Source organism: Brucella sp. (assembly GCF_032066345.1).
GTDB lineage: Bacteria > Pseudomonadota > Alphaproteobacteria > Rhizobiales > Rhizobiaceae > Brucella > Brucella pseudogrignonensis.
This window is the reverse complement of the sequence record NZ_DAMBKZ010000002.1, coordinates 119561-142019: the sequence shown is the minus strand read 5'-3', so window position 1 is coordinate 142019 and position 22459 is coordinate 119561. Positions and strand designations below refer to the sequence as shown.

The window sequence follows — 22459 nt, the reverse complement described above, 5'->3', positions numbered from 1 at the left end:
TCCTCACTAGATTTTCGTTATTCGGTCGATGCTGTGAGCGCTCCTTCAATATCCCGCCACAGCGCTTCCGTTCCTTCCAGTCCGACATGCAGGCGCACGGAGCGCGGGTCGATGCCGAACGTATGTGCTGAATTTGGCTGTGCTTTCTGCTGCAGCACGACTTCGCCTGGCACGATCAGGCTTTCATGTCCGCCCCAGCTCACGCCGAGCTTGAACAGATCGAGATGATTGCAGAATTCGCGAATGTTCACGCCTTCCCGGAAGATGACCGAGAACAGACCGGACGTACCCTTGAGGCCCGCAGGCAGACGATTGGCAAGTGCCGGGTGGCAGACGGTCTCAACCACATCCAGCGCCTGAAGACGCTTTGCAATTTCCAGTGCCGAAGCCTCATGCGCCTTCATGCGCGTCGGCAAGGTGCGCATACCACGCACCAGAAGCCACGCATCAAATGGTGAAAGCTTGCCGCCAAGATATGGATATGTTTCTGCGCGGATTGCATTGATCAGCTCTTTCGAGCCGGTCACGACACCGGCCACGACATCGCTATGGCCGCCAAGATATTTCGATGCCGAATGCACGACAAGATCAACGCCAAGCGACAGCGGGCGTTGGAAGATCGGGCTGGCCCAGCTGTTATCGATGATGCTCAACACGCCATGCTGCTTGGCAATCGTTGCCAAGGCACCGACATCATGGGCTTCCATAACCCAGCTCGTAGGGCTTTCCATATAGAAGAGCTTTGCACCGGGCAGGGCTTTCGCGACCGCTTCTTCGTCGCGGCCGTCGACGTAGTCTACCTGCACCTGCATGCGCTTCATAATGGTGCCGAACAGGCGGAACGCATCTGGATAGACATGGCGCACGGCAACAATGCGATCACCCGGCTTAACAAATGCCAGAACACTTGAGGAGATCGCAGCCATGCCGCTGGCAAACCCCAGCGCGTCTTCGCCGCCTTCAAGTTTCGCCAGCATTTCTTCAAATGCCCGCACGGTCGGGTTCAGGCCGCGCGTGTAGATCGGGCGAACCTTTTCGCCGCGATAGGAGGCTACCATGTCGTCATAGCTTGGGAAGGTGAAAAGCGAAGTCTGCACGATGGGCGGAACCACGGCGTCGTATGCATTGCCTTCATCATGGGCAACCGTAAGCGCTGCGAAATCCAGCGGATCCATCCCGTCGGTCATTTGGACATTTCCTTGATGTCTTCCTCGACAATGTCGAGGATCTTGAGTGTTTCCTGCCGAGCGGCTTCAGGGTCCTGAGCCACGATGGCGTTAAAGAGCGTGCGGTGGAACGGAAAGGTTCGCCGCGCGAAGTCGATCCGCTCGAACGGATGATCCCAGAAGTGCAAGAAGGCTTCGCGCATCTGTTCGAGCAATTGTCTGAAAAGCGGATTATGGGTCGCGTCGTAAATGGCCAGGTGAAACGCCAGATCTTCCGGGCCAGACGTGCCTTCAGCGATATGAACGCGCTCCATCTCATTGAGGTTGCGTTCGATGATGACGAGATCTTCAGCCGTGCGTTTGCGGGCGGCGACCATGCTGGCCTCGGCTTCGATGCCACGGCGTACTTCAAGCGATTGCAGCAAAGCATCACGCAATTGCGCAGGATCGAATGAAAGCGGCATATGAATGGTTGCCGCCGAAACCGGCTTGAGCAGATAGGTGCCGCTGCCTTTACGGGCTTCGATCACACCCAGCGCCTGAAAGTGTCGGATTGCTTCGCGAATGGTGGAGCGCCCCACGGCCAGCGCGGTCATCAATTCACGTTCGGCGGGAAGGCGATCTCCGGCCTGAAGCTGAGCGGTCTGGATATAGGTTGCGAGCGCATCCGTTACCTGCCGGGCGCGATCCATCGGCGGTAGTGGTGCAATCTGCAGCAGCCTGCGATCTTTCATTCCGCCATCTCCCACTGGCTTCGTGCATCGGAATTTGCGGCATTGCTCTGAGTTTTCATTTTTCAGTTATGCGGCAGTTCGAATGACGTCAGGCCGCATCCCCTTATTGGTTCTAAAATTGGTCTGACATCATACTAATATCGACGGGAAATCGGCGTTGTCAAGCGGGTGATGATTAAGGTTTTTACGGGATAGTGGTCGGGGTTTGTGAATTATCCTATTGATATTAAATGCAGAATTTCTGCACCGTCCTGCTTTTATGCCCAGGTAAATGATCTATTTGTGCGTGAATATGCTGTTTGCATGTGTATGCTTTTCCGATTGCGCTTCGGCAAACTTGCTCCTATCAATCGCGGGAAGAGGCAGCGCGTCCCAAAAAGTGCGAAGCAGTTTTTGGATAAGACGCGGTGAAAAAGGCGGCGCGTCCCAAAAAGTGTGAAACGGTTTTTGGATAAGACGCGGTGAAAATGGAGTACGGCATGTTGCGTGCTGTGATTGAGGAGATACCCATGCATCTGAAGGCATCCGAGAAGCGGACGCTTGGCCGTACTGGTCTGACGGTAACCGCGCTTGGTCTGGGAACAGCACCTTTGGGTGGACTTTATGCGCCTGTTTCGCGTGCTGACGCAGACGCATTGCTGGAAGCTGGTTGGGACAGCGGTATTCGCTATTTCGACAGCGCACCGATGTATGGCTATGGCCGTTGCGAACATTTGCTTGGCGATATGCTGCGCGAAAAAAGCGAACGTGCGGTTGTCTCCACCAAGGTCGGACGCCTGATGACCAATGAGCGCGCTGGTCGCACTTTGCCGCCAGCGCCGCCAAAGAATCCACTCGATTCGGGCTGGCATAATGGCCTCAATTTCCGTGAGGTCTTTGACTATAGCTATGACGGCGTCATGCGCAGCTTCGATGACAGCCAACAGCGTCTGGGCTTTCCTGAAATTGATCTTCTCTATGTTCACGACATTGGCCGCGTGACCCATGCCGACAGACACGAGTTTCACTGGAACGCGCTGACCAAGGGTGGTGGTTTCCGTGCGCTGACTGAGTTGCGCGCGGCAGGCAATATCAAGGGCTTCGGTCTTGGTGTGAACGAATGGCAGATCATTCGTGATGCGCTTGAAGAGGCTGATCTTGATTGCTCGCTGTTGGCCGGGCGTTATTCGCTGCTCGATCAGGTGTCGGAAAAAGAATTCCTGCCGCTGGCGCAAAAGCGTGGCATGGCGCTGGTGATTGCTGGTGTGTTCAACTCCGGTATTCTGGCCGCACCGCGCGGCGGCGAACAGAAGTTCGATTATGCCGACGCGCCTGCTGAAATCGTTGCTCGTACCAATCGCCTGCATGATATTTGCGATGCGTATCATGTGCCGCTCGCCGCTGCCGCCATGCAGTTCCCGATGATGCATGAGGCCGTCAGCTCCATTCTGATCGGTGTCCGTTCGCCAGAACAGATCAGGCAGAATGTCGTCTGGTTTGAGCAGTCGATCCCGGATGAATTCTGGAGCACGCTGCGTTCGGAAGGTCTCATTTCCTAATCATGACTTCCAAAATTCTCTGCGTTGGTGCTCTCACCATGGACACCATTCTCCGCCTTGATGAGCTCCCACACGCGGCAGGCAAATATCTGCCGCGTGAAGCGGTCGAAATCGCAGCTGGCATGGCATCAAGTGCAGCGGCTGCGATTGCCCGGCTTGGCGGCAACGTCGCGCTCTGGGCTTCTGCGGGGATTGATTCAGTAGGCGACCGCGCTGTCGCAGAGCTTTCAGCCGAAGGCATCGATTGCGCTTATATCCGGCGGCTGGAAGGCGCACGCACGGCATTTTCTTCGATCCTCGTCGATGCGAATGGCGAACGCATCATCGTGCCGTTTTATGATCGCAGGCTTGCAAGTCCGTCTGATCCGGTGCCGCCGATTGCAGCTGGAACCTATGCGGCTGTTATGACCGATGTGCGCTGGCCATGGGCTGCTGAAACAGCACTAAGTGCTGCGCGCGATGCAGGTATTCCGGCTATTCTGGATGCCGATACCGCACCCGTCGAACTGTTGGAAACGCTGCTACCGCTTGCAACTCATATTGTTGCATCGGAACCAGCCGCAATCAGCGTCACGGGCACGACGGATTTGCGTGAATGTGTCCGTATTCTCAGCAATCGCTATGATGTTTTCACATCTGTCACGGCTGGCGCAGATGGCTGCTATTGGGCGGAAGGTGCTGGCAAGCCTGTTTCCCATGTGGCGGGTTTCAAAGTCGATGCTGTGGATACGCTGGCTGCGGGCGACGTCTTCCACGGTGTTTTTGCGCATGGTCTTGTTGCGGGCAAGGAGATGACTGACATCATCAGCTTTGCCAATGCCGCTGCCGCCATCAAATGCGCGCGCTTTGGTGGACGTGCCGGTTCTCCAAGCCAGGATGAAGTTGTTTCCTTCATCGAAACCGGTATTGTTCCAGCCCGATAAGCTGGGTTTCAATCGTAGACCTTCCTCATCCTGAGCCGGTGTGAAGTGCTGCCTGAAAGGGTGAGGGCAGCGCATGCCGGCGTTCTGGGCCGAGCCAAACTTACCGAACTCCGAGTTCTCCCACGCTCTCCCAAAATCATCCGAATGCACACTGAACACGAATTGACTCTTTACTAACATGTTAGTATGTGCAAACTTAAAGTTCAAACTTGGGAGGAGCCAGTTTTGGCACATAATCATTCTGAGCAGGAGCGCTTCGGGCTCTCTGCAGCGCTTACCACGCCATTCGATGCTGATGGCAAAATCGATGTCAGCCGTGCGCTGAAACATGCTCGCGCGCGCCTCGATAATGGCTGCTCAAGCGTCACCTTGTTTGGCACCACTGGCGAAGGTTCGTCGATTGCCGATGCTGAACGCGCTGCTCTTCTCGATGCATTTATCGCACGCGGCTTCCCGGCTTCCAACATTGTTGTCGGCGTCATGGAAAATTCGGTTGCCGACGCGGTCCTTCAGTCGGCCGATGCGCTGCGTCGCGGTTGCAAGGCCATTCTTCTGGCTCCGCCTTCCTATTTTAAAAACCTCTCCGAAGAAGGTCTGTTCAACTGGTTCTCGTCTGTCTTCAAAGGTTTGGGCGAAGATGCGCGCAGCATCATTCTCTACAATATTCCATCGGTGACAGCGGTTGAATTGTCGGTCGATCTCATCAGTCGTCTTCGTGCTGCTTTTGGTGCCATCATCACCGGCGTGAAGGATTCTTCCGGCACCTGGGCCTATACGGAAAAGCTGCTTGCAGCCCACAAAGATATTGCGATCCTTATCGGCGATGAACGTGATCTTGCTGCCGGTGTACGTCTTGGCGGACAAGGTGCGATTTCAGGCATGGCCAATCTGTTCCCGGATCGTCTTTTGCGCATGGTCAATGACGGTCAGGATGATGCTGAACTTGTTGGTGCCGTGCAGCAGCTGCTGAACTATCCGGTAACGCCTGCGGTCAAGGCCATGGTTGCGCGTCATACGGGTGACAAGGAATGGCGTCGCGTGCGCGCGCCGCTGATTTCACTCAATGACGCGGATTTCGATGCGATTGGTAGTGTATTCGACCGTTTGCATCTGGCAAAAGCGGCTTAATCGCGGCATAAGCCTCGATAACAAAAAAGGGAATGGCTTTGGTGGACGATCACAACGAACCGGTAAAATTGCGGGATAAGGCTTATCAGAGCTTCACCCAGCATTTGCTGGCGCGTGATTTTCATCCGGGCCAGTTCGTTTCGCAGCGCCAGCTCGTCACCATGACGGGCTTGCCGCTGGGTGCGATCCGCGAACTGATCCCGCGCCTTGAAGCGGAAGGTCTAATCAAGACTGTGCCGCAGCGCGGGCTCCAGATCGCCCATATCGATCTTAATTTGATCCGTGAAGCGTTTCAGTTTCGCCTTTTCATCGAAAAGGAGTCGATCGCGATTTTCTGCCAGTCGGCTTCCGATGAATTGCTGCGCTCGCTGCGTGCTGCCCATGAAGATACGCTCAACCGCGCGATGAGCGAAGGCGAAACGCCGGAGCTCGAAGAGCAGGCACAGAATATCGACTGGAGCATGCATGATACGATTGTCGGCTCACTCGATAATGAAATCATCTGGCGTGCCTATCAGACCAATACGATCAAGATGCGTCTGATTAATCAGGAGCGCTTCCGTATCACCGGACGCGTTATCCCGGTCATGCAAGAACATCTTTCTGTGCTGAGTGCAATCGAGACCCGAGACCCGCAGACCGCTATGGATGCCATCGCCGTTCACATCAATAATGCACGGAAGCTGGCTTTGCAGATTTAACAACCGAGACCGGGCAAGAGGAGTTGCCGGGTTGAAGGAATCAATGGGCCAGGAAGGCCTAAGGGGAGGAGCATGTAATGAATCTATTACGTCCAACACGTCGCCAGTTTCTGGCGGGAACAGCGGCCATCGCCGCCTCAGGTGTAACAGGCATCAGCCCATCTTTCGCGCAGTCGGGTGTCGACTGGAAGAAATATGCGGGCACAACGCTCGAAGTTAATCTCATCAAAAGTCCGCGCGGTGAAATCCTTCAGAAATATCAAAAGGAATTCGAAGAGCTGACTGGCATCAAGGTTAATTCCGAACAGATGCCAGAACAGCAGCAGCGCCAGAAGGCCGTGATCGAGCTGACTTCCGGTCGTCCGAGCTTCGACGTCATCCATATCAGCTATCACGTTCAGAAGCGCCAGTTTGAAAAGGGCGGCTGGCTTGCCGATCTCAATCCGTTCCTGAAAGACCCGACGCTGACCGATGCGTCGCTCACCGAAGATGATTTCGCAAGCGCCGGCCTAACCTTCGCTAAGGATGCCAATGGCCGCTTCGGCGCACTGCCATTCTCGGTCGATTACTGGATCATCTACTGGAACAAGGAACTCTTTGCCGCCAAGGGTATCGAATTCCCGAAGACCTTCGAAGAGCTGGTTGCAGCGGCAGAAGCGCTTACCGATCCATCGACAAATACATATGGTTTCGTCGCGCGCGGCATGAAGAATGCCAATGCACCGGTCTATACCAGCCTTCTGCTCGGCTATGGCAAGCAGTCGGTTGATGCGGACGGCGACCTGCAGACGGATTCGGCCGAAGGTATTGAAGCAGCCAAGCTCTATCAGCGTCTGATGACCAAATCGGCACCTCCCGGTGTTGCAGGCTTCAACTGGGCTGAATGCCAGTCGAACTTCCTGCAGGGTCGCGTTGGTATGTGGCTCGACGGTATTGGTTTCGCACCGCCGCTTGAAGATCCGAACAAGTCGCGCGTTGTCGGCAAGGTTGGCTATGGCGTCATGCCAGCAGGCCCGAATGCACAGGCAGCGCCAACGACAGGTGATGGCATCGGCGTGACCGAAGCCTCCCAGAACAAGGAAGCCGCATATCTTTACTGCCAGTGGGCCATTTCCAAGGAAATGGGTGCTCGCCTGTTGCAGTCGGGATCGGGCGTTCCGTTCCGCAAGTCGATCATCGACGATGCAGATGTGCGTAAGGGTGTCACCATGCCGGAAGGCTGGGTTGAAGCTCTCTCGAAATCTGCACCAATCAGCCAGCTCTGCCTGCCGGTCATCGTGCCTGTCACGGAATTCCGCGACATTATCGGTGTTGGCCTCACCAATCTTCTCAATGGTGCAGACGCAGAAGCTGAAATGAAACGCGCGACGGAAGAATTCCGTCCGGTCCTCGCACGGAGCGAAGGAAAATGACATCTGCCGCCCCGATAGGAGCAAAAACGGGAGCTGCTGCAAAAGCAGCTTCCTCCACCAAGGCGGCCACAAACCGTCTGCGGCCGAGCTACTGGCCGTTTGTTCTTCCTGCCTTGATCACTGTCGGGGCGGTGATCGTCTTCCCATGGGTGTTTACACTCTGGATGAGTACCAACCAGTGGCAGCTTGGCGGCGAGCAGAGCTTTGTCGGTTTTGACAATTATCTGCGTCTTGCGACCGATATGCGCTTCTGGGAATCCATGTGGCACACGGTTGTTTACACGGTTCTGTCCGTCGTGGCCCCGATGATATTGGGTACGATTGCAGCGCTGGTGTTTGACAGCAAATTGCCCATGCGTGGGCTGCTGCGCGGCATCTTCGTCATGCCGATGATGGCAACACCGGTTGCGGTCGCGCTGGTTTGGACGATGATGTATCACCCACAGCTGGGTGTGCTGAACTATCTCCTGTCGCTGATCGGCATTCCGCCGCAGGAATGGATCTTCAATCAGAGCACGGTTATCCCGTCGTTGGTTGCTGTTGAAACCTGGCAGTGGACGCCGCTGGTCATGCTGATCGTGCTGGGTGGCCTTGCATCCATGCCGCGCGATCCGTTTGAAAGCGCGGAAATTGATGGCGCCAATGGCTGGCAGAAATTCCGTTACATCACGCTTCCGATGATCCTGCCATTTATCATGGTTGCCATTATCATCCGCTCGATTGATGCGCTGAAAAGCTTCGACATCATCTTTGCAATGACGCAAGGCGGTCCAGGAACGGCATCGGAAACCATCAATATCTATCTCTATAATGTGGCGTTTTCTTACTATGACATTGGTTACGGCTCGGCGATTGCTGTGGTGTTCTTTATTGTCATTATCGCCATGTCGATGATCCTTCTGGCGCTGCGCCAGCGGACCAAGTGGAACAGCTGAGGACAGGTCATGGCAAGCAAGTCTATTCTTTCAAAGCTTGGCACGGCACTCGTGGTGTTCGTCATCGTGTCGCCTGCAATCTTCTTCTTCGTCTGGATGCTGTCGCTTTCGTTGAAGTATGAAATCGACAACGGTGCTTATCCGCCTATCCTGATCCCTGACCGCATAGCATGGTCAAACTATACCGGGATTTTCGAGACCAATGACTTCCTGCTCTATTTCTGGAACAGTCTTCTGGTCACAGGAACCGCGACCTTGCTGGCATTGATTGTCGGCGTTCCGGCAGGCTACGGCATTGCGCGACTGCGTGCCAACAAGTCGGCAATCGTCATCATGATTGCGCGTATGACACCGGGCCTGTCTTACCTGATCCCGCTATTCCTGTTGTTCCAGACGCTCGGCCTTCTCGGCACGCTCTGGCCACAGATCATCATCCATCTGGTCGTCACCGTTCCAATCGTGATTTGGATCATGATCGGCTATTTCGAGACAACACCGATGGAGCTTGAAGAAGCAGCCATTATCGATGGTGCTTCCTCGTGGCAGGTGTTCATGAAGGTGGCACTCCCGATTGCTAAGCCCGGCGTTGTGGTGTCGCTCATCCTTGCGGTGATCTTCTCGTGGAACAATTTCGTTTTCGGCATCGTGCTTGCAAGCCGCGAGACACGCACCCTGCCGGTCGCAGTTTACAACATGCTGTCCTTTGAACAGGTCAGCTGGGGTCCGCTTGCAGCTGCAGCCCTTGTGGTCACATTGCCGGTCCTGTTGCTAACCGTATTCGCACAGCGCCAGATCGTTGCAGGTCTGACAGCAGGCGCCGTCAAATAAGAGTTGAGGTTTAAGATGGCATCTGTATCCATCCGAAATGCAATCAAGAAATATGGCAATGTCGGCGTTCTGCATGGCGTGTCAGTCAATATTGAAGACGGCGAATTTGTCGTACTCGTCGGCCCTTCGGGCTGCGGAAAATCCACGCTCCTGCGCATGATCGCAGGACTTGAGGAAATCAGCGATGGTGAAATCGCCATTGGTCCGCGTGTGGTCAATGACCTGCGCGCCAAGGAACGCGATATCGCCATGGTGTTCCAGAATTATGCGCTCTATCCGCATATGACGGTTGCCGACAATATGGGCTTCGCGCTCATGCTGAAAAACGCGCCGAAAGAAGAACGCGACAGCCGCGTTAATCGTGCAGCCGAAATCCTCGGCCTCAATAAGCTGCTCGACCGCTTTCCGCGCCAGCTTTCCGGCGGTCAGCGTCAGCGTGTAGCCATGGGCCGTGCGATTGTTCGCGATCCACAGGTGTTTCTGTTTGACGAACCGCTGTCCAATCTCGATGCCAAGCTGCGCGTGCAGATGCGCGGCGAGATCAAGGGGCTGCATCAGCGTCTGAAGACCACCACGATTTATGTGACCCACGATCAGATCGAAGCCATGACCATGGCAGACAAGATCGTCGTCATGCGCGATGGTCTGGTGGAGCAGATCGGTGCGCCGCTCGATCTCTATGATCGTCCGGCCAATATGTTTGTCGCGGGCTTTATCGGCTCGCCATCGATGAACTTCGTCAATGGCAAGATCGAGGAAGGTTCGTTTGTGGCAGATGGCGGCTTCCGTATGGCGCTGCCTCAAGGCGATTATGCAAGTCTTTCGGGCAAGGCTGTTTATGGTATGCGCCCTGAGCATATGAAGATTGCCGATAACGGCGTGCCGGTCACAGTTGAAATCGTTGAGCCGACCGGTTCGGAAATCATGGTCATGGGCAAGCTCGGCGACCAGCCAGTCACCTGCCTGTTCCGCGAACGCCTGACAGTACGTCCGGGTGATGTGCTGACCATTGCGGTTGATCCAGCAACGAGCCATGTGTTCGAGCCGGAAAAAGGTATGCGCGTTAGTCGCTAATACCGAACAACACAAAATAAAACGCCGGGGTTTTCCCCGGCATTTCTGTTTTACTCTGCGGCTTCTTTTACAGCCATCGGGTTATTCGGATGGGTCGTCCAGTTGGCATATTGTGCCGGGATAGGTGCCTTGGTGCGCGGATCGAAATCGCCGATCTGCTCCATGGTGATGCAATCTTCGACCGGGCAGACATTGACGCAAAGATTGCAACCAACGCATTCCTCATCGATCACCTCAAAGTGCCGCGCACCATTCACCAGATTGGTGATTGCCTGATGTGAGGTGTCTTCGCAGGCAATATGGCAACGACCGCACTTGATGCAGGAATCCTGATCAATACGTGCCTTGGTGACATAATTGAGGTTGAGATACTGCCAGTCACTGACATGTCCCACGGCCATGCCGCGGAAATCATCAAGCGTCTGATAGCCTTTGCTGTCCATCCAGTCGGAAAGACCATCAATCATTTCTTCAACGACCTTGAAGCCATAAGTCATTGCAGCGGTGCAGACCTGAACGGTGCCGCAGCCGAGCGCGATAAATTCAGCCGCATCGCGCCATGTGGTAATGCCGCCAATGCCTGAAATCGGCAGGCCATAGGTTTCAGGATCGCGTGCAATTTCCGCCACCATGTTCAGCGCAATCGGCTTGACCGCCGGTCCGCAATAACCGCCGTGGCTGCCGCGACCGTCAATGGACGGAACCGGCGACATGCTGTCGAGATCGACCGACACAATGGAATTGATCGTGTTGATCAGCGATACAGCATCGGTGCCATTGGCCTTTGCGCCGCGTGCAGGTTTGCGGATATCGGTGATGTTTGGTGTCAGCTTGGTGATCACCGGCATACGACTATATTGCTTGCACCATTTCACAACCATGCCGACATATTCCGGCACCTGACCGACGGCCGCACCCATGCCGCGTTCGCTCATGCCGTGCGGACAACCGAAGTTCAGTTCGATGCCGTCAGCGCCGGTTTCTTCCACCAGTGGCAGAATGGCTTTCCATGCTTCTTCTTCGCACGGCACCATGATCGATGCGATCAATGCGCGGTCGGGCCAACGCATCTTCACTTCTTTCATTTCACGAAGGTTCACTTCGAGCGGGCGGTCGGTGATCAGCTCGATATTGTTAAGACCAAGCAGACGCCGGTCAGCGCCATGGATAGCGCCATAGCGCGGACCATTAACATTGACCACCGGCGGGCCTTCGGAACCCAGCGTTTTCCAGACCACGCCACCCCAACCAGCCTTGAAAGCACGCTCGACATTGTAAGCTTTGTCAGTCGGCGGAGCCGAAGCCAGCCAGAACGGGTTTGGCGACTTAATGCCGAGGAAGTTCGTTGAAAGATCAGCCATGTTTACTCTCCTCAGCCCTGTTCCTGGCCCAAAGGCACGCTGCGGTCACGAGTAGACGGAGTTGGCGCATGAAGCGCGCCGCCCGACAGCACCGCATCGGCAAAGCCTTCAATCGCTTCGGGACGTTTCGTCAGCGTCGCATGGATCGATTCGGCAGCAACTTTGCCGTCTTCCACGGATGCAACGGTCAGATCCTGTCCACCTGCAACGCAGTCGCCCCCCGCCCAAATGCCCTCAACGGATGTGCGACGTTCATCATCGACGCTGATGCGTCCTTTGGAGAGTCCGATGCCTGAACCTGCAATTGGCTCCGGTTCAAATTTCTGGCCGATAGCCTTGAAGACCTGATCGGCTTCAAGAATGAGATACTCGCCGGTGCCGGAAAGCTTGCCGCTATCGGCATTGGTATATTCAAACACAACCGCATTCACCGTGCCGTCTTCGCTCCGCTCAAGTGCATGTGGCTGCAACCAGTGACGGATCACCACTCCATGAATCTGCGCCAGTTCCTGTTCATAGGCGCTGGCATTCATGCTTTCCTGACCGCGACGATAAACGATTGTCACGTTTTCAGCGCCGAGCTTCTTGGTCTGGATGGCAACGTCCACTGCGGTCATGCCGCCACCGATAACCACAACATTACGGCCAACAGGCAGAGACGCGAGGTCTTTTGCCTGACGTAGATTGGCGATATAATCAACGGCATCGATCACGTTGGGCGCGTCTTCGCCAACAAGTCCCAGATCATTCACGCCGGGCATTCCCATGCCGAGGAACACCGCATCATAGCCGGCCCTGAGCGCTTCAATCGTGATGTCCTGACCGAGTGTCTGGTTATACTCGATGTTGATCGCGCCGATTTTCAGCACAAATTCCAGTTCGCGCTGGGCAAAATTATTGACCGTCTTATAGGCGGCAATACCATATTCATTAAGACCGCCGCCCTTGGGGTGCGCTTCAAAAATCGTCACCCTAGACCCAAGCATCGCAAGGCGGTGCGCCGCAGAAAGACCCGCTGGACCCGCGCCAACAATGGCGATGTGCTTACCGGTATCAGGTGCGCGCTTGAATGGGTGATTGCCGGTTTCCATCAGAACATCGGTGGCATAACGCTGCAATTCGCCAATCTTGACCGGCTTACCTTCCGAAGTTTCGCGAACACACACTTCTTCGCAGAGCGTTTCGGTCGGGCAGACGCGGGCGCACATGCCGCCCAGAATGTTTTCTGAAAGAATGGTCTTTGCCGCACCGATAGCATTGCCGGTATTGATCTGGCGAATGAAACGCGGAATGTCGATGCTGGTCGGACATGCATTCATGCAAGGCGCATCATAGCAATAATAGCAGCGGTCGGATTCAACGAGGGCTTCGTGCTTGTTGAGCGGCGGATGCAGATCATCGAAAACATGCGCATAGTCGGCCTTTTCCAGCCGTGAGCCATGGATATCAGGCCCGTTCGCGTGTCCCGGATTATCAATTGCATCAATAGGCGAATTCTCTGCTGATCTCATCGATCGCATCTCCCATTTTTGCTTGTTAAGGCGCGGGTTCCCTTTGCGCACCTTGAACTCTGTTCCGGGCTGCGATCTTTATCGTCGCGTGATGCCCGTTAATGACAGGATGACAGATTTTTACGGAAGGTCAAATTTTTTATCATCTGGTCAATTTATGACTTTTAGGCACTACAAATGTAGAAAAGGCCCGGCTTTGAAAGCACGGGCCTTTGTAACTTGATGGGAGTATAAAATCAGATTGTCTCTGACTTGATAATATTGTTGTCAGAGGTTTCGTCTGTCTCAGCGCCCGGGAAAGCTTCGGCTTCTTTAGGAAGGGCAGGGCGTGAGCTTAGCACCAGCGCACAGCCAGCGATGATCACGGCAGCACCGACAAACTGGATGAGGGAGAGCTGTTCTTTCAGGAACACCGCACCAACGAGAACCGCAATCACCGTGACTGCAAATTCGACGCTAATGGCTTTTGTTGGTCCGACATTTCCGACCAGTCTGAAATAAAGCACATAGGTGAGGGCGCTCATCACACAGGCCGAGATCAGCAGGTAGATGAAGTCAACAAGTCCCGGCATAGCTGGTACAGGGATGGCAACGATCAGTGGCAAAGTCAGGATGCCGCCAAAGACGAATGCGCCAATGGTGGTTTCCCATGAGCCGGTGCCTGACAGGCGGCGGCTGGCATAATTGCTGCCGAAAGCTGCCGAGAAGCAGGAGAAAAGCACAGCAACACAGCCCATGATAAATTCAGGCGTAACCGCAACTGCCGGGAAGCCGACCAGCAGCACGATGCCGGTGACACCAAGCAGCAGGCCGATCAGGCCGCGTGATGTAATGCGCTCAAGCCCCCAGAGCTGGCTGATGACCATCGAGAAAAGCGGAATGGATGCAACGCAGATCGCGGCCATCGCTGTTCCAATGAGTGGTGTACCGTAGGAAAGGCCGATCAACTGGCCCGCAACGGTGGTTGCACCAACAACGGCAAAGGGTTTCCAGCCAGCGTGAAAATCAAGCTTACGCCCGGAAAGTTTGGCGATTGCAAACAGTGTTCCTGCGGCAATGAAGGAGCGGAAGGCAACCGCACCAACCCAGCCAAAGGCTTCGACCACGCGCAACACCACGAGGAACGATAGCCCCCATGCAATGGCTAGGAAAATATAGGTCGCGGTGTCTCTGGGTTTCATGCCGATAGGCCTTCATCATGCTGCTGGATTATCGACTATCTCATAAGGGCGAAAAGCAAAAACGCTTTCCCATCTATTCTCATACCATCTTGGAATGAAATTATGCCGTTTTTGCAGCGGCATTTTGTGCCGCCGCAGCACCGATATTGGCAAAGAAGCGATCCGCAATCTTGCGTGCGACCGAACCGAGAAGTTTCGACCCAAGTTGCGCGATCTTGCCACCGGCATCGCCACGGATCACGTAGCTCAGGATCGTGTCATTACCATCTTCAGTCAGAGTTACGTCGGTGTCGCCATGCGCAAAGCCGGCAATAGAGCCTTCACCGCGCCCCGAGATCGTATAGGAGGCGGGCGGGTTCATGTTGGAAAGTTCAAGCATTCCGTGGAAACGCACTTTGATCACTCCGAGGCTGACTTTCAGCGCGGCTCGAATTTCTGTTTCAGTCAGACGCTCCAGATCTTCGCAGCCGGGAATGCAGTTTTTCAGCGTTTCGATGTCGTTGAGTGCGTCCCAGACGGCCTGCCGGGGTGCACTAATTCTCTCTTCTCCGACGAGGTCCATGCTTTGACTAAACTCCTGATCAACCTAAATTGATGCATATGCATATATGGAACCACATCAAAAGGAAAATTTCTGTAATTTAACGGATGCATTTCTCGAATAAACTGCTTAATTATCCGCAATTAAATCGATTTGATTGACTGGGAGTACCATCATGGCAAGAGACACGGCGAAGCTTGAAGCAACGGTCGCAAAGCTGAAGAAACATTGGGCGGAATCTGCACCAAAAGACATGCGTGCCGCATTCAAAGCCGATCCGGGCCGTTTTGAGCGCTATTCGCTGTCGCTTGACGATCTGCTGTTTGACTGGTCGAAGGCCCGCGTCAATGATGAGACGGTTGCACTTTTGACTGAACTTGCTGAGGCGGCCGATGTTGAAGGCCGTCGTGCTGCAATGTTTGCAGGTGAGCACATCAACAACACCGAAGATCGCGCTGTTCTGCATGTGGCCCTTCGCGACACCACGTCGAAAGAAGTGCTGGTCGATGGCCACAACGTCCTGCCGGACGTGAAGGAAGTGTTCGACCGTATGGCTGCCTTCTCCGATGGCATCCGCTCCGGCTCCATCAAGGGTGCGACAGGCAAGAAGATCACCGACATCGTCAATATTGGTATCGGCGGTTCCGATCTTGGTCCTGTTATGGCGACGATTGCGCTTTCGCCTTACCATGATGGCCCACGCGCTCATTATGTGTCGAACATCGATGGCGCGCATATTGCCGACACGCTCAATGTGCTTGATCCGGCAACGACGCTGATCATCGTCGCGTCGAAGACCTTCACCACCATCGAGACCATGACCAACGCGCAGACTGCACGCAAATGGATTGCGGATGCGTTGGGCGAAGATGCCGTTGGCGCACATTTTGCTGCCGTCTCAACCGCGCTTGATAAGGTTGCCGCATTCGGTATCGGCGAAGAGCGCGTCTTTGGTTTCTGGGATTGGGTCGGTGGTCGTTATTCGGTCTGGTCGGCGATTGGTCTGCCAGTGATGATCGCTATCGGTGCAGATAATTTCCGCAAGTTCCTTGCGGGCGCGCACTCGATGGACGTGCATTTCCGTGATGCACCGCTGGAAAAGAACCTGCCAATCTGGCTGGGTCTTATCGGCTATTGGCACCGCGCTATCTGCGATTATTCCAGCCGCGCTGTCATTCCTTATGATCAGCGTTTGGCGCGTGTTCCAGCCTATCTCCAGCAGCTCGACATGGAATCGAACGGCAAGAGCGTGACGGTTGACGGCAAGCCTGTTTCCGGCCCAACGGGTCCGGTTGTCTGGGGTGAGCCTGGTACGAATGGCCAGCACGCTTTCTTCCAGCTGCTGCATCAGGGCACCGACACCATTCCGCTCGAATTCATCGTTGCGGCAAAGGGCCATGAAAAGCATCTCGATCATCAGCATGAAATGCTACTCGCTAACTGCCTTGCGCAGTCGGAAGCCTTGATGAAGGGCCGCACGCTTGATGAAGCCCGTGCTCAGCTCGAGTCTAAGAAGTTGCCCGAAGCGGAAGTCGAACGCATTGCACCGCATCGCGTATTCTCCGGCAATCGTCCGTCGCTCACCCTTGTTCACGACAAGCTGGACCCGTTTGCCTTTGGTCGCCTGATCGCTCTTTACGAACATCGCGTGTTCGTGGAAGCGCAGATTTTCGGCATCAATGCGTTTGACCAGTGGGGCGTGGAGCTTGGCAAGGAACTTGCAACCGAGCTTCTTCCAGTTGTTTCGGGTGCTGAGTCTGCCGAAGGCAAAGACGCTTCGACAGTGGGTCTCGTTGCGCATTTGCATGCACGCCGCAAAGCCTGATATTACAAACAGGTGGATAAGGATAAAGCCGGGTTTCACACCCGGCTTTTTTTCCGTCTAGGTATGAAGTGCTGAATGAAAATGGGAACTGAAATGAAGACCGAGATTATCGAGTTTGCCGGCGATGTACCGGGTAACGCCATTGAACTGCGTGTGCTGCGCTTTGCAGGCAAAGACAGCGATGCACCGACCGCCTATCTGCAATCGTCGCTGCATGGCGGTGAATTGCCGGGACAGGCTGCCCTGCATTTTCTCGTTCCGATGCTGAAAAAAGCATCTGAAGAAGGCCGCATTCTCGGCAATATCACGGTTATCCCACAGGCAAATCCGATTGGCTCGAACCAGTGGCAGGCACATCAGCATCTGGGCCGTTTCGAGTTTTTCTCGGCGGTTAATTTCAATCGCGCTTTCCCGCTGCTGCCGGATTTCGACACGTCTGAATTGCCCGGCCCGGACGCGCCGGTAGCGCTTGCACAGCGTTTGAAAAGCACACTTCTGAAGCTTGCTCTCGAAAATGATATTGTGCTCGATCTTCATTGCGATGATGAAAGCGAAAACTACGTCTATATCGCCAAGGAATTTGTGGAAGACATGAAGGATCTGGCCGTGGCGCTCGGCTCGACCGCGATCCTCGCATGGGACACGACAGCGGACGCAGCCTTCGAGGAAGCCTGCGCACATCCTGTTCTTCAATTGCCTGCCGACAAGCGCAACATGAAGCGCCGCTCCGTCACTACGGTTGAATTCCGGGGCTTAAGCGATGTCTATGCTGACATGGGCAAAGGTGATGCCGAAGGCCTTTACAAGTTCCTCGTCCATCGTGGTGTCATTGTCGACGAAAGCGTAAAGCTCGATCTCGACTACAAGGGCCTCATCACGCCGCTTGAAAATGTAGAGATGCTGCGCGCGCCGGAAGGCGGTATGGTGCTTTATCATGTGGTTCCGGGCGATGTGGTGGAAGCGGGTGCAAAGCTTGTGACCGTCGTGACCCGTCCGGGTGAACCGGAAGGCGACATTACGCTGACCTCGCCGCAGGCAGGCCGTATCCTCACCCGCCGCACATTGCGTTATGTCCGCCGTGGTGACGATTTGCTGAAACTGCTCGGCTCAAAGCCATCGGCAGTCAAGAAGCGTTCCGGTGCGTTAGAGGCATGAGTGCATCCCTTTCCTCCGAAAAGTTGAAATCAATCCGTGCCATCCTGTTCGATAAGGATGGCACATTGATCGATTTTGACCGCACATGGTTTACCGTGTCTTGGAACCTCGCACAGCGCACCGCCAATGGCGATGAGCATCGTGCACGCTCGCTGCTCGACGCTGGCGGTTATGACTGGGAAGCATCGCGTTTTCGCGCCAATTCGGTGATTGCTGCCGGTACGGTCGAAGACATCGTTCAGCTCTGGCACCCGGAAATTGACGAGGCTGGTTTCAAAGCCAAAATCGCTGAGTTTGATAGTTATACGGTTGCTGAAGGTGCGCGTTCTGCGGTTGCAATTGAAGGCTTGAAGGAAACCTTGGAAACCCTTCGCGAGATGGGTTTTATCCTTGGCATTGCGACTAACGATTCAGAAGCGGGCGCCCATGCCACAGCCAAGGCGCTGGGGATTGACCATTTGTTTGACGTCGTGATCGGGTATGACACGGCAGAGCGCCCAAAGCCATTTGCAGACCCATTGATCTATTTTGCGAAAAAAGTGGGCCTCGAACCGGGCGCAATCGCCATGGTGGGCGACAATCTGCACGATCTTGAAACGGCACATGCTGCAAAAGCTGGTCTCGGCGTTGGTGTTCTGTCTGGCAACAGCCCACGCGAAGCGCTTGAGCCTCATGCCGATGTGGTGCTTGATTCCATCGCTGACTTGCCAGCTTTGTTCAAATGATCCTGGCTGGATGGTAAAACCCCATCCAGCAGCCATTTTGTCATTTCCGGCCAAAGACTTTGAGAAAATCGCGAGCGGAAAAAGCCGAGATGACCGATTGGCTGGCCGCCAGTGTCGGCTGGTGAATACCAGCGCTGCTCAATTGGCGCGCTGGTATGATAGCTTAAAAAGTGGCTGACGGCGCGCCGCGTTCCCCATGGATCATCTTCCAGTCCGACTGCAAGAACAGGCGTTTTGACCTTGGCCAGAAGCTCAGCTGCGCCAAGCTGCGGATCGTCAAAGAAATAGTTCTTCATCCGGCACCACCGAGCCCAATCGCGGAATACCGATCCGGGGATCGGCTCACCATTCATCCAGCGCGGCATACTAGGTGTGAGGTAGGAGACAGGCACGCCAACGATATTCATGCGTAGCCAGACCCATTTATCGTCCAGAAGATGCACTGCACCCGACATGGTTGCCACCATGCCATAACGTGAGAAAACGTTGGAACAATCAGAAATGCCCAATGCCTGTCCGCCAAACGATTGGCCGATGCCAACCGTCTCATGTCCTGGCGCAACTGCCTGCAAACAGCGGAGTGCGGCAGGAAAATCCTTAACGGCCCAATCCTTGAAACGGATTTCGGGTACTGCTTTGCGGGCACGGCGGGAAGCGGCGACGCCACGATAATCGTAAGTTAGAACCGCGCGCGCACCGTTGGCGATGAGGTGCTTGGCAAAGGCGGAATAAAAGCCTTGCGGCACGGCGGTTGCCGATGAAATCAGCACAAGGGGCTTTCTGCCTTCGCCATGGAACAGCTGCCCACAAAGTGGGAAGCCGTCGCTGGCTTCAAAGGTGACTTCTTCAATCATCGGCCCATTCCCTTTGACACAATGCTCTACCGTCTGCGGCTCAGCAGAGCCGCAGTTTGTCATCCTTAATGATTGAGACTGTTTAGTCTCTCAGTTCACGACGCAGGATTTTGCCGACATTGGTTTTCGGCAGTGCGTCACGGAATTCGACTTCGCGCGGACGCTTATAGTTGGTGAGGCGCTGGGCGCAGAAGGATTTCACGTCTTCTTCCGTCAGGTTCGGATCGCGGCGCACCACGTAGAGTTTCACGACTTCACCTGAATGTTCGTTTGGAATGCCAACGGCTGCCGATTCCACGATGCCGGGATGTTCCGCAGCCACTTCCTCGATTTCATTCGGATAGACGTTGAAGCCGGAAACGAGGATCATGTCCTTCTTGCGGTCAACGATCTTGGTGAAACCGTTTTCGTCCATGAAGCCCATGTCGCCGGTACGGAAGAAACCGTCTGGCATGATAGCGCGGGAAGTTTCATCGGGGCGGTTCCAGTAGCCGAGCATGACCTGAGGGCCACGCACGCAAATCTCGCCCACTTCACCAAGCGGCTGATCCTTGCCGTCATCATCACGAATGACAATATCGGTCGATGGCATCGGAAGACCAATGGTCCCGCTAAACTCGGTCGCATCAAGTGCATTGGCTGAAGCAACAGGCGAGGTTTCGGAAAGGCCATAGCCTTCCGTGATGTGACAACCGGTCATTTGCTGCCAGCGTTCAGCCACAGGGCGCTGCACTGCCATACCGCCACCCAGTGTGAGAATAAGCGGCTTGAAGTTCAATGCTTTGAATTCATCATTGTTCATCAAGCCGTTGAACAGGGTGTTGAGGCCGGGAAAAATATGGAACGGATATTTCTGCAGCTCTTTGACGAATGCAGGAATGTCGCGCGGATTCGGAATGAGGATATTGCGCGCGCCAAGCTTCATGCCGATCATCGCGTTCACGGTCAGCGCGAAGATATGATAGAGCGGCAATGCGCAAACGAAGTTGAGTTCCTTAGGCTTGCCCTTGTTCTGGAAGGCTACATCCATCCAGAGCTGCATCTGCTCAACATTGGCGAGAATATTGGTGTGGCTGAGCATTGCGCCTTTGGAAATGCCTGTGGTGCCGCCGGTGTATTGCAGGAAGGCGAGGTCGGAATTGCCGACCGGAACTGGGTTGAAGGATTTGCCGCGCCCCTGCGCCAACGCATCCTTGAAGCGCACATGGCCCGGAATATTCCATGCTGGCACCAGCTTCTTTACCTTGCGCACCACCAGATTGATGATGTGGCCTTTAAAGCCATGCATATCACCCATCGTGGCAACAATAATGTTCGGTACATGGATGGAAGCCAGTGATTTCTGAACCGTCGCTGCGAAATTTTCGAGCACAACCAATGCTTTTGCACCAGAGTCGTTTAGCTGATGCTGAAGCTCGCGCGGTGTATAAAGCGGGTTGACGTTGACGACGACCAGACCGGCACGAAGAATTGCCGAAATAGTAATCGGATACTGCAGAATATTTGGCATCATGACGGCGACGCGGTCGCCCTTGACCAATCCACGCGACTGAAGCCAGGCAGCAAGCCCGCGCGAGTTTTCGTCCAGATCCTTATAGGATAGATCCTTGCCCATGCAGGTGAATGCCGGTCTGTCTGCAAACTGACGGCACGCATTGGAGATCATGTCGCCAATCGAAGTGGCTTTGCTCAGATCAATCTCATGCGGAACGCTTTTCGGATAGGATTTCAGCCAAATCTTATCCAGTGCAGGTGATGCTTCAGCTGCAGTGCCCACTGCTGGGCTCGACGTGGTTTTGGTTTCTGTTGCCTTTTTTACCATGCCTTCTCCCCGGATTGCTCCGTCCGTTGTTTGAGCAGCAAGCCCGCCACCCTTCTCCCAATGATGCCAGATCCTCAATAAAGGAAAGGCACGCTCCTCAAAAATTAATGTGGTCGACTTTCGTCGTAATCGCAAGAGTTACATTGACGTAAGCGTAAATTAAAATTTGAGAGAACGTCTCTCCCAATAATTACGGAGAGGGGTTCACGATGCGGTGAGGGAATGTCTATTGGAGATACAAAGTGCAGCTTTACGCGACAGGAACCGGTTCGCGGCGCATGGATTTCATCATGGTTTTGATGGTTTTTCCACCATCGCTGACCAGATCAAACCCGCGTTCACTTCTGAGCCATTCATTGAGCAGGCCACCCAATACGGCGAGCAGGATTTGCGCGGCTGAAAGGGAAGTCCATTCGCTGGAAAGCTCTCCGCGCCGTTCTGCAACTTCGAGCAGTCCTGTAAAAAGCGAAAGCACATTCGCGCGTGCTTCTTTTAGATGCTCAACGAGCGGAGCGATCTCGCCGACATATTCACAACGTTGGTGGATGATCGTGAATAGATTCTGCTGCCGCTCATTGGTGATGAACAGTTCAAGTGCTGTCAGGATCGACTGTTCAAGAACATAAAGAGGATTGGGATGGTCACAGGCCGCCGCCTGTAGCATAATCTCTTCATGTGGGAAGCGAGTGCGGTTGATTAGCGCTTGAAAAATGTCGAGCTTGTCGTGAAAATGGAAGTAGATCGCACCGCGTGTCACACCAGCATGACACGCAATCTCCATCAGAGTAGATTGCGTTAAACCGCGTTCCAGAAAGACATGCTCGGCGGCCGTCAGAATAGCATCACGGGTTTCCGCGGCCTCGGCTTTGGTCCTGCGCATTCGGGTTCTTTCGATATTCCAAGGTGAATGAAAACCCCAAAGCCGTATCGGGATTTTACTTCACAATTGGGATAAATCATTCGTGATATGTAACATTAGGTGATTGACTATAACACGGTAATTCGTATTTACAAACATTCGTGTATGTTTATTCGGCCGCACCGT

Annotated in this window: 20 protein-coding genes; 11 read left to right on the top strand and 9 right to left on the bottom strand. The window is 54.5% G+C overall.

What is annotated here, in order from left to right; genetic code table 11:
* Positions 1-17 precede the first annotated feature (17 nt).
* Entirely contained in the window at positions 18-1187 is a 1170-nt protein-coding gene (locus tag RT142_RS03195; protein WP_007873461.1) for a PLP-dependent transferase, read from the bottom strand.
* Positions 1184-1900: a FadR/GntR family transcriptional regulator gene (locus RT142_RS03190; protein WP_064320137.1), complete on the bottom strand. Its 717-nt coding sequence runs from the start codon at positions 1898-1900 to the stop codon at positions 1184-1186. The genes RT142_RS03195 and RT142_RS03190 overlap by 4 nt, the downstream gene beginning before the upstream one ends.
* A 509-nt stretch (positions 1901-2409) precedes the next feature.
* Between RT142_RS03190 and RT142_RS03185 the strand changes: the two genes are divergently transcribed.
* The 8 genes from RT142_RS03185 to RT142_RS03150 all read left to right on the top strand — a co-directional run bounded on the left by RT142_RS03185 (position 2410) and on the right by RT142_RS03150 (position 10439).
* Complete coding sequence (locus RT142_RS03185; protein ID WP_313027306.1) at positions 2410-3438, top strand: aldo/keto reductase; 1029 nt, start codon at positions 2410-2412, stop codon at positions 3436-3438.
* Between the two features lie 2 nt (positions 3439-3440).
* Positions 3441-4361, top strand: a complete 921-nt coding sequence (locus RT142_RS03180) for a PfkB family carbohydrate kinase (protein ID WP_313027304.1) — start codon at positions 3441-3443, stop codon at positions 4359-4361.
* A 225-nt stretch (positions 4362-4586) separates the two neighbouring features.
* The gene (locus tag RT142_RS03175) at positions 4587-5489 is read left to right on the top strand and encodes a dihydrodipicolinate synthase family protein (protein WP_313027299.1); all 903 of its coding nucleotides are present in this window, start codon (positions 4587-4589) and stop codon (positions 5487-5489) included.
* 41 nt (positions 5490-5530) lie between these two features.
* Entirely contained in the window at positions 5531-6190 is a 660-nt protein-coding gene (locus RT142_RS03170; RefSeq protein ID WP_007873467.1) for a GntR family transcriptional regulator, read from the top strand.
* Between the two features lie 77 nt (positions 6191-6267).
* Positions 6268-7602: a sugar ABC transporter substrate-binding protein gene (locus RT142_RS03165; RefSeq protein ID WP_313027295.1), complete on the top strand. Its 1335-nt coding sequence runs from the start codon at positions 6268-6270 to the stop codon at positions 7600-7602.
* Positions 7599-8537, top strand: a complete 939-nt coding sequence (locus RT142_RS03160) for a sugar ABC transporter permease (RefSeq protein ID WP_313027293.1) — start codon at positions 7599-7601, stop codon at positions 8535-8537. Before RT142_RS03165 ends, RT142_RS03160 begins: the two co-directional genes overlap by 4 nt.
* A 9-nt stretch (positions 8538-8546) precedes the next feature.
* Positions 8547-9365 (top strand): carbohydrate ABC transporter permease, encoded by an 819-nt coding sequence (locus RT142_RS03155; protein WP_007873472.1) that lies wholly within the window; start codon positions 8547-8549, stop codon positions 9363-9365.
* 15 nt (positions 9366-9380) lie between these two features.
* The gene (locus tag RT142_RS03150) at positions 9381-10439 is read left to right on the top strand and encodes an ABC transporter ATP-binding protein (protein WP_113158886.1); all 1059 of its coding nucleotides are present in this window, start codon (positions 9381-9383) and stop codon (positions 10437-10439) included.
* A 50-nt stretch (positions 10440-10489) separates the two neighbouring features.
* On the opposite strand, the gene preA is transcribed toward RT142_RS03150, so the two are convergent.
* The 4 genes from preA to RT142_RS03130 all read right to left on the bottom strand — a co-directional run bounded on the left by preA (position 10490) and on the right by RT142_RS03130 (position 15054).
* Positions 10490-11800, bottom strand: coding sequence for an NAD-dependent dihydropyrimidine dehydrogenase subunit PreA (gene preA / locus RT142_RS03145; protein WP_007873474.1), 1311 nt, complete (start codon positions 11798-11800; stop codon positions 10490-10492).
* Positions 11801-11811: 11 nt separating this feature from the next.
* Positions 11812-13320: an NAD(P)-dependent oxidoreductase gene (locus RT142_RS03140; RefSeq protein ID WP_313027287.1), complete on the bottom strand. Its 1509-nt coding sequence runs from the start codon at positions 13318-13320 to the stop codon at positions 11812-11814.
* 227 nt (positions 13321-13547) lie between these two features.
* A complete protein-coding gene (locus RT142_RS03135; protein ID WP_313027285.1) occupies positions 13548-14492 on the bottom strand; it encodes an EamA family transporter in 945 nt (314 codons plus the stop codon).
* A 100-nt stretch (positions 14493-14592) separates the two neighbouring features.
* Entirely contained in the window at positions 14593-15054 is a 462-nt protein-coding gene (locus RT142_RS03130; protein ID WP_105518147.1) for an SRPBCC family protein, read from the bottom strand.
* 154 nt (positions 15055-15208) lie between these two features.
* On the opposite strand from RT142_RS03130, the gene pgi reads away from it, so the two are divergent.
* The 3 genes from pgi (at position 15209) to RT142_RS03115 (ending at position 18738) form a co-directional block, all read left to right on the top strand.
* Positions 15209-16858 (top strand): glucose-6-phosphate isomerase, encoded by a 1650-nt coding sequence (pgi, locus tag RT142_RS03125; protein WP_113158887.1) that lies wholly within the window; start codon positions 15209-15211, stop codon positions 16856-16858.
* Between the two features lie 93 nt (positions 16859-16951).
* Positions 16952-18013, top strand: a complete 1062-nt coding sequence (locus RT142_RS03120; protein ID WP_313027279.1) for a succinylglutamate desuccinylase/aspartoacylase family protein — start codon at positions 16952-16954, stop codon at positions 18011-18013.
* Entirely contained in the window at positions 18010-18738 is a 729-nt protein-coding gene (locus RT142_RS03115) for an HAD family hydrolase (protein WP_079211480.1), read from the top strand. The genes RT142_RS03120 and RT142_RS03115 overlap by 4 nt, the downstream gene beginning before the upstream one ends.
* Here RT142_RS03115 and RT142_RS03110 read toward each other — a convergent pair.
* The 3 genes from RT142_RS03110 to RT142_RS03100 all read right to left on the bottom strand — a co-directional run bounded on the left by RT142_RS03110 (position 18684) and on the right by RT142_RS03100 (position 22294).
* Positions 18684-19592 (bottom strand): esterase, encoded by a 909-nt coding sequence (locus RT142_RS03110; RefSeq protein ID WP_235820850.1) that lies wholly within the window; start codon positions 19590-19592, stop codon positions 18684-18686. The two genes, RT142_RS03115 and RT142_RS03110, sit on opposite strands and share 55 nt — an antisense overlap.
* Positions 19593-19674: 82 nt before the next feature.
* Entirely contained in the window at positions 19675-21414 is a 1740-nt protein-coding gene (locus RT142_RS03105) for a long-chain fatty acid--CoA ligase (RefSeq protein WP_313027274.1), read from the bottom strand.
* A gap of 250 nt (positions 21415-21664) precedes the next feature.
* On the bottom strand, positions 21665-22294 hold the full coding sequence (locus RT142_RS03100) for a TetR family transcriptional regulator (protein ID WP_313027271.1): 630 nt from the start codon (positions 22292-22294) through the stop codon (positions 21665-21667).
* Positions 22295-22459 lie beyond the last annotated feature (165 nt).

Excerpts from the sequence above, each read along its gene's own strand:
- pgi (WP_113158887.1), top strand. The coding sequence starts at position 15,209 with ATGGCAAGAGACACGGCGAAGCTTGAAGCAACGGTCGCAAAGCTGAAG.
- preA (WP_007873474.1), bottom strand. The coding sequence starts at position 11,800 with ATGGCTGATCTTTCAACGAACTTCCTCGGCATTAAGTCGCCAAACCCG.
- RT142_RS03100 (WP_313027271.1), bottom strand. The coding sequence starts at position 22,294 with ATGCGCAGGACCAAAGCCGAGGCCGCGGAAACCCGTGATGCTATTCTG.
- RT142_RS03185 (WP_313027306.1), top strand. The coding sequence starts at position 2,410 with ATGCATCTGAAGGCATCCGAGAAGCGGACGCTTGGCCGTACTGGTCTG.
- RT142_RS03155 (WP_007873472.1), top strand. The coding sequence starts at position 8,547 with ATGGCAAGCAAGTCTATTCTTTCAAAGCTTGGCACGGCACTCGTGGTG.
- RT142_RS03115 (WP_079211480.1), top strand. The coding sequence starts at position 18,010 with ATGAGTGCATCCCTTTCCTCCGAAAAGTTGAAATCAATCCGTGCCATC.
- RT142_RS03120 (WP_313027279.1), top strand. The coding sequence starts at position 16,952 with ATGAAGACCGAGATTATCGAGTTTGCCGGCGATGTACCGGGTAACGCC.
- RT142_RS03160 (WP_313027293.1), top strand. The coding sequence starts at position 7,599 with ATGACATCTGCCGCCCCGATAGGAGCAAAAACGGGAGCTGCTGCAAAA.
- RT142_RS03195 (WP_007873461.1), bottom strand. The coding sequence starts at position 1,187 with ATGACCGACGGGATGGATCCGCTGGATTTCGCAGCGCTTACGGTTGCC.
- RT142_RS03130 (WP_105518147.1), bottom strand. The coding sequence starts at position 15,054 with ATGGACCTCGTCGGAGAAGAGAGAATTAGTGCACCCCGGCAGGCCGTC.
- RT142_RS03110 (WP_235820850.1), bottom strand. The coding sequence starts at position 19,592 with ATGATTGAAGAAGTCACCTTTGAAGCCAGCGACGGCTTCCCACTTTGT.
- RT142_RS03165 (WP_313027295.1), top strand. The coding sequence starts at position 6,268 with ATGAATCTATTACGTCCAACACGTCGCCAGTTTCTGGCGGGAACAGCG.
- RT142_RS03150 (WP_113158886.1), top strand. The coding sequence starts at position 9,381 with ATGGCATCTGTATCCATCCGAAATGCAATCAAGAAATATGGCAATGTC.
- RT142_RS03105 (WP_313027274.1), bottom strand. The coding sequence starts at position 21,414 with ATGGTAAAAAAGGCAACAGAAACCAAAACCACGTCGAGCCCAGCAGTG.
- RT142_RS03140 (WP_313027287.1), bottom strand. The coding sequence starts at position 13,320 with ATGCGATCGATGAGATCAGCAGAGAATTCGCCTATTGATGCAATTGAT.
- RT142_RS03135 (WP_313027285.1), bottom strand. The coding sequence starts at position 14,492 with ATGAAACCCAGAGACACCGCGACCTATATTTTCCTAGCCATTGCATGG.
- RT142_RS03180 (WP_313027304.1), top strand. The coding sequence starts at position 3,441 with ATGACTTCCAAAATTCTCTGCGTTGGTGCTCTCACCATGGACACCATT.
- RT142_RS03190 (WP_064320137.1), bottom strand. The coding sequence starts at position 1,900 with ATGAAAGATCGCAGGCTGCTGCAGATTGCACCACTACCGCCGATGGAT.